At 67.4% G+C, this 14,333-nt stretch carries 12 protein-coding genes; 7 read left to right on the forward strand and 5 right to left on the reverse strand.

What is annotated here, in order from left to right:
- The 7 genes from HWE17_RS15315 to HWE17_RS15345 all read left to right on the forward strand — a co-directional run bounded on the left by HWE17_RS15315 (nt 1) and on the right by HWE17_RS15345 (nt 9,155).
- Nucleotides 1-1,005: a FecR domain-containing protein gene (locus HWE17_RS15315; protein ID WP_176389330.1), complete on the forward strand. Its 1,005-nt coding sequence runs from the start codon at nt 1-3 to the stop codon at nt 1,003-1,005.
- 82 nt (nt 1,006-1,087) lie between these two features.
- Nucleotides 1,088-3,499: a TonB-dependent siderophore receptor gene (locus HWE17_RS15320; protein WP_176389331.1), complete on the forward strand. Its 2,412-nt coding sequence runs from the start codon at nt 1,088-1,090 to the stop codon at nt 3,497-3,499.
- Between the two features lie 28 nt (nt 3,500-3,527).
- Entirely contained in the window at nt 3,528-4,463 is a 936-nt protein-coding gene (locus tag HWE17_RS15325; RefSeq protein ID WP_035825994.1) for a LysR family transcriptional regulator, read from the forward strand.
- Nucleotides 4,464-4,653: 190 nt separating this feature from the next.
- Nucleotides 4,654-6,177 (forward strand): MFS transporter, encoded by a 1,524-nt coding sequence (locus tag HWE17_RS15330; RefSeq protein ID WP_176389332.1) that lies wholly within the window; start codon nt 4,654-4,656, stop codon nt 6,175-6,177.
- Nucleotides 6,178-6,205: 28 nt separating this feature from the next.
- Nucleotides 6,206-7,288, forward strand: coding sequence for an HlyD family secretion protein (locus HWE17_RS15335; protein ID WP_176389333.1), 1,083 nt, complete (start codon nt 6,206-6,208; stop codon nt 7,286-7,288).
- A complete protein-coding gene (locus HWE17_RS15340; protein WP_176389334.1) occupies nt 7,285-8,724 on the forward strand; it encodes an efflux transporter outer membrane subunit in 1,440 nt (479 codons plus the stop codon). The genes HWE17_RS15335 and HWE17_RS15340 overlap by 4 nt, the downstream gene beginning before the upstream one ends.
- Nucleotides 8,721-9,155, forward strand: coding sequence for a hypothetical protein (locus HWE17_RS15345; RefSeq protein WP_176389335.1), 435 nt, complete (start codon nt 8,721-8,723; stop codon nt 9,153-9,155). Before HWE17_RS15340 ends, HWE17_RS15345 begins: the two co-directional genes overlap by 4 nt.
- Nucleotides 9,156-9,159: 4 nt before the next feature.
- Here the strand turns inward: HWE17_RS15345 and HWE17_RS15350 are convergent, their stop codons facing one another.
- The 5 genes from HWE17_RS15350 to HWE17_RS15370 form a co-directional block, all read right to left on the reverse strand.
- Complete coding sequence (locus HWE17_RS15350; protein ID WP_176389336.1) at nt 9,160-9,948, reverse strand: ATP-binding cassette domain-containing protein; 789 nt, start codon at nt 9,946-9,948, stop codon at nt 9,160-9,162.
- A gap of 8 nt (nt 9,949-9,956) precedes the next feature.
- On the reverse strand, nt 9,957-10,988 hold the full coding sequence (locus HWE17_RS15355) for an iron ABC transporter permease (protein ID WP_255206267.1): 1,032 nt from the start codon (nt 10,986-10,988) through the stop codon (nt 9,957-9,959).
- An 11-nt stretch (nt 10,989-10,999) separates the two neighbouring features.
- Complete coding sequence (locus HWE17_RS15360) at nt 11,000-11,926, reverse strand: hemin ABC transporter substrate-binding protein (RefSeq protein ID WP_176389338.1); 927 nt, start codon at nt 11,924-11,926, stop codon at nt 11,000-11,002.
- Entirely contained in the window at nt 11,914-12,999 is a 1,086-nt protein-coding gene (locus tag HWE17_RS15365) for a hemin-degrading factor (RefSeq protein ID WP_176389355.1), read from the reverse strand. The genes HWE17_RS15360 and HWE17_RS15365 overlap by 13 nt, the downstream gene beginning before the upstream one ends.
- Before the next feature lie 202 nt (nt 13,000-13,201).
- Complete coding sequence (locus HWE17_RS15370; RefSeq protein WP_058051029.1) at nt 13,202-14,101, reverse strand: DMT family transporter; 900 nt, start codon at nt 14,099-14,101, stop codon at nt 13,202-13,204.
- Nucleotides 14,102-14,333: the final 232 nt, after the last annotated feature.

Here is a 14,333-nt window from a genome sequence, read left to right on the forward strand (position 1 = left end):
ATGCATGCCCATGCTCCCGTACCAGCCAGTGTGCTGGACCAGGCGATCGCCTGGCAGTTGCTGCTCGGTTCAGGCACGGCCAGCGCAGCGGACCGGCACGGCTTGCAAGCCTGGCTGGAACAGGCGACGGAGCATGCGCGGGTCTGGCGGCAGCTGGGGCAAATCGACCAGCAACTGGCGCCGGCCACCGGTCCGACCACCCGCACGCTGTTGCTCAAGCGCGGCAAACGGCGCCTGGCGCAACCCGCGCGCGTGGCAGCAGCGACAGCGCTCGCGGTCATGCTGGCCGCCGGCATCGGCAGCATCCATCACGTGCAACCGCTGGACCTGCTGGCTGACTACCGTACGGGCACGGGTGAGCGCCGGAGCGTACTGCTGCCCGACGGGAGTGTGCTGCACCTCAATACCGGCAGCGCCGTGGATCTTGCATTCGACAGCCGCGAGCGCGGCGTGATGTTGCGCAGCGGCGAGATCGCCATCGATACCAGCCACAGCGGCAACGACGGCGGGCGTCCCTTCATCGTGCACACGCCGGACGGCAGCCTGCGCGCGCTGGGCACCAGCTTCATCGTGCGCCGCCTCGACGAGGGCGGCACGCGCCTGACGGTGACGCGCTTTTCGGTCGCCGTCCGTCCGACCAGCTGCGCGCCGCAGCCGCAGGTGCCGTGCGCCCAGGAGCGCATCGTGGGCCAGGGCGAAACCGTGCGCCTGCACGACGGCGTGGTCGGCCTGCCCGCCCCGGCCGACGGCAATGCCGACGCCTGGAAAGACGGCATGCTGGTGGTGGAGAACCAGCCGCTGGGCGCCGTGGTGGCCGAAATCGCCCGCTATCACCACGGCTACCTGCACGTGACGCCCGAGGCGGCGCGCCTGCGCGTGAGCGGCGCCCTGCCGCTGGGCAACAGTAACGCTGCCCTGCTGGCACTGAGCGCGGCCGTGCCGGTGGAAGTATCGACCACGGCCCGCTGGTGGAGCACGGTGCGCCTGCGGGATGAAAATAAATAATCATACTGCCCCTCTCACTTTCGCGATCTGGCACGGCAAGGAAGGGAAGCCCCATCTTTTTCCCTTTTTCAGGAGTCGCGCCGTGTCCTTGCCTTTCCCATACCATCCCCTGTTTGCCGCCGTCCTCGTGGCGAGCGGCGCCGCACTGGCGCCCCTGTCCGCCCTGGCGCAACACCGTGACGCCACCCAAGCCGTGCAGGAATACGATATCCCCGCCGGCGCGCTGGCCGCCAGCCTGAATAAAATCGCGCGCCAGGCCGGCGTGGTGCTGACCATAGACGCCACCCTGGCGGCCAAGCGCAGCGCCGCCCCCGTGCGCGGCCGCTACGATGCGGCGCAAGCGCTGCGGCTGGCGCTGGCCGGCAGCGGCCTGGAACTGCTGCGCACCGAGGCGGGCGGCTATACGCTGCGCGCCGCCCCGGCCACGCCTGCCGGTGCGCGCGACGCCGTCATGCCCGAAGTGAGCGTCAGCGGCGCGCAGGACGACGCCCTGCCCGGCGCCTATGCGGGCGGGCAGATCGCGCGCGGTAGCCGCCTGGGCGTGCTGGGTACGCGCGACGTGATGGATACGCCGTTTGCCGCCACCAGTTACACGGAAGAACTGCTGCGCAACCAGCAGGCGCGCAGCCTGGGCGACGTGCTGGCAAACGACCCGTCGATCGCCAGCGGCTGGCCGCGCGACAGCTATATCGACCAGCCCCACGTGCGCGGCTTCAATGTGCTGGCCGAGGACATCAGCTACGGCGGCCTGTTCGGCGTGGCGCCGGCTACCAAGATCCCCATGGAAACGCTGGAAAGGGTGGAAGTGCTGAAAGGCACCTCGGCCTTTTTGGCCGGCATCGCGCCCGGCGGCAGCATCGGCGCCATCATCAACCTGGTGCCCAAGCGCGCCGGCGACGAACCGCTCACGCGCCTGACGGGCAGCTACGACTCGCGCGCACAGTTCGGCGCCCACCTGGACGTGGGCCGCCGCTTCGGCGACAACAGGCAGTTCGGCGTGCGCGCCAATGCCGTGTACCGCGACGGCGAAACGGCGCTGAAGGGTAGTGACAAGACCATGGGCACGGCCAGCCTGGGACTCGACTACCGGGGCGACGCCCTGCGCGCCTCGCTCGATCTCGGCTACGACCACCTCGACATGCGGCGCGGCGGCTGGTGGTACTTCCTCGATTCGAACGGCTTCGACATCCCCAAGCCACCGACGCGCAACACCACGCAGCGATGGAACTACGCCAAGTCGACCACCGAATTCGGCATGGCGAGGATCGAATACGATCTCGCACCCGGGTTGACGGCCTACGCCGCGCTGGGCGCCCAGCATGCACAGCAGGACAAACTGTCGCCAGAACCCATCATCGGCAACAGCGCAGGCGACTTTACCGAATACTTTTCATCGCGCCCTTCGCTGACCAAGTCGCGCTCCGGTGAAGCGGGTTTGCGCGGCGTGCTCAGGACGGGCGCCCTGACGCATGAACTGCACGCGGGCGCCAGCGGCACGTGGCAGAAAATCTACAGCGCGCGCGAATACAACGGCGAACTCAACTCCAATCTGTTTGCGCCCGTGTTCGTCGATGCTCCGGTATTTACCAGTCGCCTGGGCGCGCTGCCCCTGACGTCGCAGAGCACGCTGACCAGCTTTGCCATCGCCGACACCATCACCATCACCATGCTGGACGGCCGCTTGCAACTGATGGGCGGCGCGCGCCACCAGCGCGTCGATGTGGCCAGCTACCGCAACGGCGTAAAAACGGCCTACGACAAGAGCGCGCTGACGCCAGGCGTGGGCATCGTCTTCAAGCCCGTCGCCAACGTGTCGCTGTACGCCAACAGCATGCAGGCACTGAACAAGGGCCCCGTGGCGCCCGATATGGCGAGGAACGCCGGCGAAATCTTCTCCCCCTATAAAAGCCGCCAGCACGAGGCGGGCGTGAAGATCGATACGGGCGACTACCTGACCACCGTCAGCGTCTTCCAGGTCAAGCAGCCCAATGGCCAGCTCGACACCGCCAGCATGGTGTACGGCCTGTTTGGCGAACAGCGCAACCGGGGCCTGGAAGCGTCCATCGTCGGCGAACCCGCCAAGGGCTGGCGCGTGATGGCCGGCGCCATGCTGCTCGACGCCGTGCTGACGGCCACCCCGCAAGGCAAGTCTGACGGCGACAAGGCACCCGGCATCTCCAGGCTGAATGTCAATCTCGGCTCGGAATGGGATGCGCCGTTTGCGCCCGGCCTGACGGTGACGGGCAGGATCACGCATGCGGGCTCGCAGTATGCCGGCTCGGGCAACTTGCAGCAGATCCCCGCCTGGTCCATCCTCGACCTGGGCGCGCGCTACACGCTGCGGCTGCAGGACGTGCGTCCGGTGGTGCTGCGGGCTAACCTGGACAATGTGTTCGACCGCCGCTACTGGGCGTCGGCAGCGGGCGTGGGCGGCGGTTGGCTGAACGTGGGCAGCCCGCGCAGCGCGCGTTTCTCGGCGCAGGTGGATTTCTGAAGCGGCGGCCGGGCGCTATAATCGGCGCATGAAACTCCCCGACCTGAACCTGCTCGTCGCCCTCGACATCCTGCTCGAGGAAGGCAGCGCCGTGGCCGCCGCGCGGCGCATGAACCTGAGCGCGCCGGCCATGAGCCGCACCCTGGCGCGCATCCGCGACGCCATCGGCGACCCCGTCTTCGTGCGCTCCGGGCGCGGCCTGGCGCCGACTCCGCGCGCGCTGGAATTGCGCGAGCAGGTGCGCGGCGTGGTGGAGCAGGCGCACGCCATCTTCACGTCCGGCCGTGAAATCGACTTGCGCACCCTGGAACGCACCTTCAGCCTGTGCGCCAACGACGTGTTTGTCGGCGCCTACGGCGGCAAGCTGCGCGACCTGCTGGCCGTGCACGCGCCGCACACGGTGCTGCGCTTCGTGCCCGAAGGCGATGGCGCCACGGAAAACGACGCCCTGCACGCGGGCCGCGTCGACCTGTACATCAGCGCGCGGCGCGCCTTTGCGCCCGACATCAAGCTGCAGCAGCTGTTTAGCAGCGGCTTTGTCGGCATCGCCCGCAGCGACCACCCGATCTTCGACGGCCCCATCAACCTGGACAGCTTTACCGAGTACGAACATATCAGCGTCTCGCGGCGCGGCCTGGCGCGCGGCCCCTTCGACACCGCCCTGGCCGAGCGTGGCTACACGCGCCGGGTTTCGCTGATCAGCCCCAACTTCCAGTCCGCCATCTTCGCCGTGGCCGATTCGCGCCTGCTGCTGCCGCTGATGCCCACGCCGCTGCTGGCCATCGTCGAGCGCCTGGGCCTGAAGCTGCGCACCTTCGAACTGCCGATTCCCGTCGACAGCGTGGAAGTGTTCCAGGCCTGGCACCCGCGCCTGGACCACGACCATGCGCACCGCTGGCTGCGCCGCATGATCAAGGACTTGTGCATGGGGTCAGACCCTTGCGGGTCTGACCCCGGCATTTGATTGGGGGGAGTTTGATTTGAACTCACCCGCCAGACGCCAAACCCAACGGTAAAGACCGGGGTCAGACCCACAGGGTCCGACCCCACCCATCATTGCGCCAGACGCAATTCAAACTTCCTTAATTATCAATTTTCACAAGATTAACGGCTACCTATACTGCGTGGACTGATCCTCATCCACGGAGTTCCCTGTGTCCGCTGTATCGCTTCCCGGCGCCGCCCCTGCGGCTGCGCCTCCCGCCCCACCTGTTTTCGGCCTGCGCCTGGCCACCGGCCTGACCGGTGTGCTGCTGGCCGTGCTGGTGTCCGGCCTGAATGAAAACATCACCAAGGTCGCGCTGGCCGACATCCGCGGCGCCATGGGCATCGCGCGCGACGACGCCAGCTGGCTCGTCGCCCTGTATGCGGCCGCCTCGGTGTCGGCCATGGCGTTCGCGCCGTGGTGTTCCGTCACCTTCTCGCTGCGCCGGCTGACGGCCACCGCCATCATCGTCTGCATGGCGGCCGGCATGCTATGCCCGTTCGCGCCGAACCTGTCCGTGCTGATGATACTGCGCGTGGTGCAGGGCGCGGCAGGCGGCGCCCTGCCGCCCATGCTGATGACGGTGGCGCTGCGCTTCCTGCCGCCGAACATCAAGCTATATGGCCTGGGCGGCTATGCGCTGAGCGCCACTTTCGGCCCCAGCCTGGGCACGCCGCTGGCCGCCTTCTGGACCGAGTACCTGGGCTGGCAATGGGCCTTCTGGCAAGTCGTCCCGGGCAGCATCGTCGCCCTGCTGATGGTGTCCTGGGGCTTGCCGCAAGACCCGCTGCGCCTCGAACGATTCCGCCAGTTCGACTGGCGCGGCCTGCTGCTTGGCCTGCCCGCCATCAGCATGCTGGTGGTCGGCATGCTGCAGGGCGAGCGCCTGAACTGGTTCCATTCGCCCCTGATCTGCGTGCTGCTGGGCGGCGGCGCCGTGCTGCTGGTGCTGTTCTTCATCAACGAGTGGTCGCATCCGCTGCCGTTCTTCAAGCTGCAACTGCTATCGCGGCGTAACCTCAGCCATGCCCTGCTGACCCTGGGCGGCGTGCTGTTCGTGCTGCTGGCCGTGATCCTGATTCCCTCGTCCTACCTGGCGCAGGTACACGCCTACCGCCCGCTGCAAACGGCGCCCGTGATGCTGATGGTGGCACTGCCGCAATTGATCGCGCTGCCGCTGGTGGCCGCCCTGTGCAATCTGCGCGCCGTCGACTGCCGCTGGGTACTGGCCATCGGCCTGGGCATGCTGGCCGTCTCCTGCGTGCTCGGCGCGCGCATGTCGCCGGACTGGATCCGCACGCATTTCTACCTGCTGCAAGCCGTGCAGATTTTTGCCCAACCGATGGCCGTGATTCCCTTGCTGCTGCTGGCCACCACGGGCCTGGCGCCGCAGGATGGCCCTTTCGCCTCGGCCTGGTTCAACACCATCAAGGGCATGTCGGCCGTCGTCGCCACCGGCGTGCTCGATGCGCTGATCACGCGCCGCAACCATTTTCATTCGACGGTGCTCAGCGAACGCCTGGGCAACCTGCCGGACGCCGTCGATGTGCCAGGGCTGGCACAGCGCATGCACGCGCAAGTCGTCACCCTGACCTCGTCCGACCTGTACCTCACGGTGGCCGCCATCGCGCTGGCCATGATTGTGATCATCCCCATCCTGCCGACGCGCGTCTATCCGCCGCGCGCCGCTTGAATTTTCATTTTTACGAAAGAGCATCCCCATGCAAAAACCCATACTGCGCTCGCGCGCCTTTCTTCTCGGCCTGGCCTTGCTGGCCGGCGCCCTCGCCTTTTGCGCCTGGAAACTGCTGTTCGCCCGTGGCGACGAACAAAGCACGGACGACGCCTTTGTCAGCGCCGACTACACCGTGCTTTCCCCCAAGGTGGGCGGCATCGTGCGCGATGTGCTGGTGGAAGACAACCAGGCTGTCAAGGCGGGTCAGCTGCTGGCGCGCATCGACGACCGCGACTACCAGGCCGCCGCCGCCTCGGCCCGTGCCGAAGTCGCGGGCGCCGAAGCGCAGCTGGCGAATGCCCGCGCCACGGTGCAGCGCCAGCAATCGGTGATCGAACAAGCCAGCACCCTGGTCGACGCCAACCAGGCGGAAGACAAACTGGCGCAGCAGGAGCTGGCCCGTTCAACGCACCTGGCTGGCCAGGGCGCGGGCAGCGTGCAGAACGCGCAGCAGGCGCAATCACGCTTCGATGTGAGCCGCGCGCGCCTGGCGCAAAACCGCGCCGCCCTCGTCTCCACGCGCAAGCAGACGGACATTCTGCAAGCGCAGCAAGGCGCGGCCGAAGCGGCCCTGCTGCGCGCCCGCGCCAGCCTGCAACGGGCCGAACTGGATCTGTCGCATACGCAGCTGCGCGCCCCCATCGACGGCATCGTCGGACGCCGCGCCGTGCGCGTCGGCGCCCTCGTGGCTCCCGGCGCCAGCCTGATGGCCGTAGTGCCATTGAACCGCAGCTTCGTCGTCGCCAACCTGCAGGAAACCCAGCTGACGCACGTGCGCCAGGGCCAGCGCGCCAGCATCGCCGTCGACGCCTATCCGGGCGTGCTCCTGCACGGCACGGTGCACAGTATCGCGCCCGCCACGGGCGTGACGTTTGCCGCCATCGCGCCGGAAAACGCCACCGGCAACTTCACCAAGGTGGTGCAGCGCATCCCCGTGCGGATCGCGCTCGATCCGGGCCAGGATGGCGACCGGGACCGGGGCACCCGCCTGCGCGTGGGCATGTCGGCCGAAGTGCGCATCGATACGGCCATGCGCCGTCAAGCATTGACACAGGTGAGCGCGCGATGAAAGCACTGATCTTTATCACGGCCCTGGGCCTGGCCGGCTGCGGCAGCGTCGGCACCGACTTCCAGCGTCCGCACCATGATCTGGGACAGCAATGGCGCCAGGCGCAGGACGCCCGGTTCGCCGCAAGCCAGGAAGGCGTCATCGAGCAGCGCTGGTGGGACAGCTTTGGCGACGCGACTCTGTCGTCCCTGCTGCGGCGCGCCGCCGGCGCCAATCTCGACGTGCTGGCGGCCGCCAGCCGGCTGGAACAAAGCCGCGCCGCACGGGGCGTGGCCGGCGCCGCGCAAGGCCCGTCGCTGGGCGCGAATGGCAGCTATGGCCGCGCGCGCAACAGCGAGCAGGGTTGGAGCGACCCGTCGCGCAACAACGGCCAGTCCGCCTACAGCCTGTGGCAAAGCAATCTCGACGCGGCCTGGGAGCTGGACTTGTGGGGCCGTGTGCGGCGCGAAGTGGAAGCGGCCGACGCGCAGGTCGACGTGGCCGTGGAAACGCAGCGCGGCGTGCTGCTGGCCGTGCTGGCCGAGACGGCGCGCGACTACATCGAGCTGCGTGGCGCGCAGCAAACCCTGGCCATCACGCAGCAGCTGCTCGATATCGCCCGCCATACCTTGAACCTGACGCGTATCCGCCTGCGCGAAGGCGCGGCGACGCAGCTCGACGAGGCCGAGGCGGCGGCCCATGTGGCCACCATCGAAGCGCGTTTGCCGCCGCTGCAGCAGCGCGAAGCGCACCTGGGCAATGCCCTCGCCCTCTTGCTGGCGCTGCCGCCGCAAGGCTTGCAGGCGGAACTGGCGGCCAGCAAGGAGATCCCTGTTGTGGCCATGCAGGTGCAGCTGGGCGTACCGAGCAGCCTGGCCGAGCGGCGACCCGACATCCGCCGCGCCGAAGCGCAGCTGCACGCGGCCACGGCCGCCATCGGCGTGGCGCAAGGCGATTTTTATCCGCGCATCACGCTCTCGGGCAGTATCGGCCTGCAAGCGATGCAGCTGTCCAACATCGGCTGGGACGCCAAACGCTTCGCCTTCGGCCCCGGCTTCAGCGTGCCCCTGTTCGATGGCGGCCGCCTGCGCGGCAATCTGCAATTGCGCGAGGCGCAGCAGCAGGAAGCGGCCATCGCCTACCGCCAGACCGTGCTGGCCGCCTGGCACGAAGTGGAAGACGCGCTGTCTGGCTACCAGGCGAACCAGCGCCGCCAGGCCAGCCTCGATGAAGCCGTCAAACAGGGACGCCGCGCGCTGGGCAGCGCGGAGCTGCAATACCGCCAGGGCGGCACGGACCTGATCAATGTGCTGCATGTGCAAAACACTTTATTGAACAACGAAGCGGCGCTGGTCGACAGCCGCGCCACCGCGTCGCTGTCGCTGGTCCAGGTCTACAAGGCGCTGGGCGGCGGCTGGCAAGCCTTTTCAAGCACCTCGCAAGAAAGTACCCAATGAAACCGAATCCCGCCCATTTTTCCATCCACGACGTCAGCGACTTTCCCATCGTGCGCTTTCGCCCTGAAACGGCCGTCACCGGCTATGCCCCGCTGTGGGAAAACGACATGGACGCCCTGCTGCGCCACGGTGTACCGTTCGTCATGCTGTTCGAAGAGGAGCGTGACGACGAAGCGCACGTCGACCGCAAGCGGCGCGGCCTGTGGCTCAAGCACAACAAGGTGGCGCTGGCCACCCTTTGCCGGGGCCTGGTGTCCATCGAGGCGGATGCGGAACGGCGCGCGCGCCTGCAGGCGATGGCGGCCGGCGCCATGAAAGCGTTCGGCATTCTGCAGGAAGTGGCGGCTACGCGCGAACAGGCCGAGGCCCTGATGGTGTGGCTGCTGGGCAGCGGCCAGATGGCGCGGCCGCGCGCGGTGGACGTGTGGTAGCAATCTAGGCGGCCCGGCGCACGGCGCTCCGGGCGGGGATGACGCATACATGGCCATCGCTGCTGGTGGCCGTCGTCAGGGCGATGCCGTACAGCGCGGCCAGGGCCGGCACGGCGCCCGCATCGCTGGCGATATCGGCCACCAGCTGGCCCGAACGCACCAGCAGCAGCCGCTCAAAACCCAGCAAGGCGTGGTTGATGTCGTGCAGGATGGCGATGACGGCATGGCCGCGCGCGGCGCAAAACTGCTGCAGGCTGTCGAGCAGATCGAACTGCAGGCCGGGATCGAGTGCCGCCAGCGGTTCGTCGACGAGTATCAAGCCATCTTTGACATCCCACATCTGCGCGAAGATACGCGCCAGCTGCACCCTGGCCTGTTCGCCGCCGGATAAAGTGTCCAGGCGCCGGCCCAGTAGATGCCCGGCGTGCGCCAGGGCGGCGGCGTCCTGCACGATCCGTCCCAATTGCGGGTCGACCAGGCGCGCCACTCTTCCCAGGCCGATCACCAGTTCGCACTGCAATCCGAAGGCCACGTGCGAGCCTTGCGGCAGCACGGCGCGGCACCGCGCCAGGCCGGCCAGCGGCCACTGCGCCAGGGGACGGCCGGCAAGCATCACCTGGCCCGCCTGCGGCTGCAGTTCGCGCGCCATCAGTTTGAGCAGGGTCGACTTGCCCGCGCCGCTGGGGCCGAGGATGGCGACGCGCTCGCCGGGCGCCACCCGCACATTGAAGGGGCCGAAATACTGCTGGCCTAATTGGGTTGTGGCGAAGGAGAGTTCCAGCAGGGGCGTCATGTTCACCTCTAAGCGGTGCCGTGGCGGAAGCGCCGCAACAGCATCAGGAAAAATGGCCCGCCCAGCAAGGCCGTGAAAATACCGACGGGGACTTCCGCAGGAATGGCGACCGTGCGCGCCAGGGTGTCGGCCAACAGCAGCAGCAAGCCGCCGGCCAGCATCGACAGCGGTAGCACACGGCGCTGGTCGGCGCCCAGCCAGGTGCGCACCAGGTGCGGCGCGATCAGGCCGATAAAACCGATGCCGCCGCACCAGGCGACGGCAAAGCCCGTCAGCACGGCCACCAGCACGATGACCTGCGTGCGCAGCCGGCCCACGTCGATGCCCACGTGCTGCGCCTGCGCCTCGCCCAGCGCCAGCGCGTTCAATGAACGCATCAGGAAGCGCGTGGCCCACAGCGCGCCGGTCAGCACTATCAGCAAAGCCGCCACCTGGCGCCAGCTGCCGGCCGACAGCGAACCGAGGGTCCAGAAAGTCAGGGTGCGCAGCTGGTCGTCGCTGGCCAGGTAGATGCACAGGCCCATGACGGCCACCGTGATGGCGTTCAGCGCCACGCCCGTCAACAGCAGGCCGACGATGGAACCGGGGGTGGCCCAACGGGCGACCCGGTCGAGCAGCACGCAAATGAGCATGGCGCCGCCAAACGCGGCCCCCGGCAGCAGCCACACGCGCAGCTCGGGCGCCACGTGCAGGCTGGCGGCGAAAACGATGGTGGCCGCGCCCGCGCAGGCGGCGCCGCTGCTTACGCCCAGCAGCCCGGGATCGGCCAGCGGATTGCGGAACAGCCCTTGCGTCAGGCCGCCGGCCAGCGCCAGCGCGGCGCCGATCAGGGCGGCGAACAGGGCGCGCGGCAAACGGATATGCCACAGCACATACGCGCCGCCGGACAATGCATCGTCGCCCGCTTGAAACGGCGCCAGCCAGTCGGCCAGGGTCACGGGCACGGCGCCCGCCTGCACGGCGATGAGCAGACCGGCAAACAACGCCACAGCCAGCATGCCGCCAGCACCCCAGCGTGGCCAGGACACTGCCGGCGTCATCACGCGCACGTTCATGCAGTCATGGCTTTTGCGAAGGCGGCGTCGAGCTCCATCAGCGCCTGCGGCATGCGCGGGCCAAAGCCCAAGAGCAGCATGGCTTCCAGCGACACGATGCGGTGCTTGCGCCCGGCCGGCGTCTGCGCCAGCCCTGGCAGTTTCAAGATGCCGTCCACGCCGCCCGAGGCCTTCAAGCCCTGGTCCGTGACCAGTACGATGTCGGGCCGCGCGGCGATCACGGCTTCGGGCGTGAGCGGCTTGTAGCCGGCGAATCCACCCTGCCCGCCCATCACGTTGACGGCGCCCGCATACGCCAGCATGGCGTCCGCGCCCGTCTCGCGCCCGCCCACCATCACCTGGTTCGGCGCATGGGCGAGGATGAACAGCACGCGCACGGGTGCATGCTGGCGCTGGCGCACCTTGCCCAGGGCGCCGTCCCACTGCTGCTGCAAGGCTTGCGCCAGGCGCGCGGCGGGGTCGGCACGGCCCGTGATCTGGCCCACCTGTTTGACCCGTTCAATCAAACCTTCGAACTGGTTATTTGCGTTCAGCACCGCCACCGGCACGCCCGCGTCGCGCACCTGGCGCAGCACGGCTTGCGGCCCCGCTTCCTCGGTGGCGATCAGCTGCGTGGGCGCCAGCGACAGCACGCCCTCGGCCGACAGGGTGCGCGCGTAACCGACCTGCGGCAGCTGTTGCGCCACGGCCGGATACAGCGAGGTGGTATCGACGCCCACCAGCTCGCCCTGCGCTTCGAGCGCATAGACGATTTCCGTCAGGGCGCCGCCGACGCTGACGATGCGCCGCGCCTTGATCACCGGCTTGGCCGCGTCGGACACGGCGGCCAGCACCTGCATCGGCGCGGCCAGCGCCAGCGCGCCCGCTCCCATTTTTTTCAGCGCGATGCGGCGCGCCACGCTGGCGGCGATCATGCGGCGCATAGCTCGCCCTCCTGCAGCACGCGCTCGACGACGTTGCGCCATTCGCACAGTTCATGCACGCCCGGCTTGCGTTCGCCGAAGAACATGACGATGGTGTCGCCCTTGGCGTCGAACAGTTCCACCGACGTCACCAGGCCATCGACGGTCGGCTTTTTCACCACCCAGGCGCTGGCGATATGGTCTTCGCGCAAATGCAGGTTGAAGCGCGTGTCGAGGACATTGATCCACGGCCCCATCACGGCGATCTTGTGCACGGGCCCCGAATGGATCTGGATCATGCCTGCATTGCCGACGAAGGCCATGATGGCCACCTTTTCGAGGGCGGCGTTATTGAGCAGGTCGAGCACGCAGGATTTGTCGAGCTGCTGCACGAAGCGCGGCTCGGCCAGGCGCAGGGCTTGCAGGCGCGAGACCGAATATTTTTTCAGCAAAGTGAAAAATTCATGCGTGTCGCGCAAGTCGGCCCAGGCGGCGCGAAAGCCGGCCACGTCGATCTGCGCGTCGGGCAATTCGGCCGGCGGCGCCGCCGGCGCCGTCACGGCGATACCGGCCGCCTGGTCCGCGTCGGCGAAGCGCGTCACCAGCGCATCGTAGGCGGCCACGTCGCTTTGCGGCTTGAGAAAAATCTTGTGCACGGCGTGGCCGGCCGCATCGAAAAATTGCAGGCTGCGCTGCACTTCCTTTTCTCCCATCTCGCGAACGGCAAAGCCATGCGCCCACTGGCGGTAAAACACGCGCAAGTCGATGTCGCCGCCGAGCACCAGGCCCACGTGGTTGGTGTGACTAGCTTTTCGATAGACACCCGTCTTTTCATGCACGCACGAAGCGTTGCGCGTCAGCGCCATGACTTCGCCCAGCGGCTCCAGCGCCTGGACGATGGCGGGCCAGTCGGCCTGCAGGCGCTCGGCGCCCAGCAAGGCGCCATCGGCCAGCGACAGGCCCGCATGCGCGGCGATCAGCTCGCCTTCGGAAATGGCCAGCTCCTCGGCGATGTCGCGGTGGCGGGCTTTCTTTTCGCGGCGCAGGCGGGCAAATTCGCTGGCGACCAGCTCGGTGTTGCAAATAGGGGGCATGCTCGTCACGGTGTCTCCTTTCAAGGCGAACACTGGCTGGCATGGGCTGGCTGGTGGTAGGGAATCTTGAAATCAATTATAAATGAGAATCATTCGCAATCAAGAGTTATTTGTGCGCGGCCAAAAAAAAGCGCCGCAACAGGAAACCCGTCGCGGCGCAAAGGAGACCGATCAATACAACCGATCAGTTCGGGAAAAAAGGTCAGGCGCTCGCTTGCACGGCTGGCATGGAGACCGGCTTGGCAGTGGGACGCTGCGCCAGCAAGACGACGGCGGCCAGCACCATGGCGCCGCCCAGCAATTGCGTGCCGCTCACGGATTCCTTCAGCAAGGTCACGCCAAACGCCATCGTGATGACGGGTTCAAACGTGGAAATGATGGACGCCTTGGCCGCGCCGATCTGCGCCACGCCGGCAAAGAAGGCGGCAATCGCGATGGCCGTCGAGAACAGGGCGATGGCGCTGACGGCCAGCCAGCCCGTCGCCGTGCCCGGCAAGGACACGCCTTGCCACAAGGCAATCGCGCTGTTCGACAGGCCGGCCGTGCCCAGGATCACCACGCAGGCGGCCAATGGGTGAATATTCTCGCGGCTTTTCGACAGGCTGTTGCCAAACAGGATGTACACGGCATACACCCCGGCGGCCATCAATGCCAGCGCGATGCCGATGGGCTGGCCCTGCAGCTTGCCGCCCAGGGTGATGGCCATGCCGGCAATGGCCAGCGCCATCAGTACGAGCATGCGGCGGTCCAGCTTTTCCCAGCCCAGCGCCAGCGCGAGGATCGTCACCAGCACGGGATACACATACAGCAACATGCCGCACAGGCCGCTGCTGGCATACATCAGGGCATTGAAATAGCCTTGCGACTGGGCCGTGTACATCAGGCCCATCAGCATGTAGCCGGCCAGCAGGCGGCCGCGCGGCAAGCGCCAGCCGCCGAGCCACACGAGCGGCAGCAAGAGCATGGCGGCGATAACGAAACGCAAGGCCAGCATGGTCGACGGGTTGACCCCGGACGCATATGCCGCCTTGGCAAACACTGCGGAACTGCCGAAACCGGCGGCCGACAGCAACACCAGCGCAACAGCGCGGCGATCAGACATGACTAAACCTCTTTGAGTACGCCAGGGTAAACCTGCTGCGCGTCGCGCTTTGCGGCCGGCGATGCTCACCGTACTGAAGTACGGTTGCGCTTCTCGGCCACAAATCACTGCCGCTCGCGACGGTTTTCCCAGGCGTTGTAAATATTAATGCCAAGCAAGGCTGGAAGGTGATGCGTACGTGAAATATATGCGTGAATCATATTGCGGGTCACTTCACGCATAGACGGCATCA

Origin of the sequence: Janthinobacterium sp. BJB401, from assembly GCF_013372745.1 — a bacterium.
Lineage (GTDB): Bacteria > Pseudomonadota > Gammaproteobacteria > Burkholderiales > Burkholderiaceae_D > Janthinobacterium > Janthinobacterium rivuli.

Coding starts and splice junctions, on each gene's coding strand:
- HWE17_RS15315 (WP_176389330.1), top strand. CDS start 1: ATGCATGCCCATGCTCCCGTACCAGCCAGTGTGCTGGACCAGGCGATC.
- HWE17_RS15325 (WP_035825994.1), top strand. CDS start 3,528: ATGAAACTCCCCGACCTGAACCTGCTCGTCGCCCTCGACATCCTGCTC.
- HWE17_RS15335 (WP_176389333.1), top strand. CDS start 6,206: ATGCAAAAACCCATACTGCGCTCGCGCGCCTTTCTTCTCGGCCTGGCC.
- HWE17_RS15340 (WP_176389334.1), top strand. CDS start 7,285: ATGAAAGCACTGATCTTTATCACGGCCCTGGGCCTGGCCGGCTGCGGC.
- HWE17_RS15345 (WP_176389335.1), top strand. CDS start 8,721: ATGAAACCGAATCCCGCCCATTTTTCCATCCACGACGTCAGCGACTTT.
- HWE17_RS15350 (WP_176389336.1), bottom strand. CDS start 9,948: ATGACGCCCCTGCTGGAACTCTCCTTCGCCACAACCCAATTAGGCCAG.
- HWE17_RS15355 (WP_255206267.1), bottom strand. CDS start 10,988: ATGACGCCGGCAGTGTCCTGGCCACGCTGGGGTGCTGGCGGCATGCTG.
- HWE17_RS15360 (WP_176389338.1), bottom strand. CDS start 11,926: ATGCGCCGCATGATCGCCGCCAGCGTGGCGCGCCGCATCGCGCTGAAA.
- HWE17_RS15365 (WP_176389355.1), bottom strand. CDS start 12,999: ATGCCCCCTATTTGCAACACCGAGCTGGTCGCCAGCGAATTTGCCCGC.
- HWE17_RS15370 (WP_058051029.1), bottom strand. CDS start 14,101: ATGTCTGATCGCCGCGCTGTTGCGCTGGTGTTGCTGTCGGCCGCCGGT.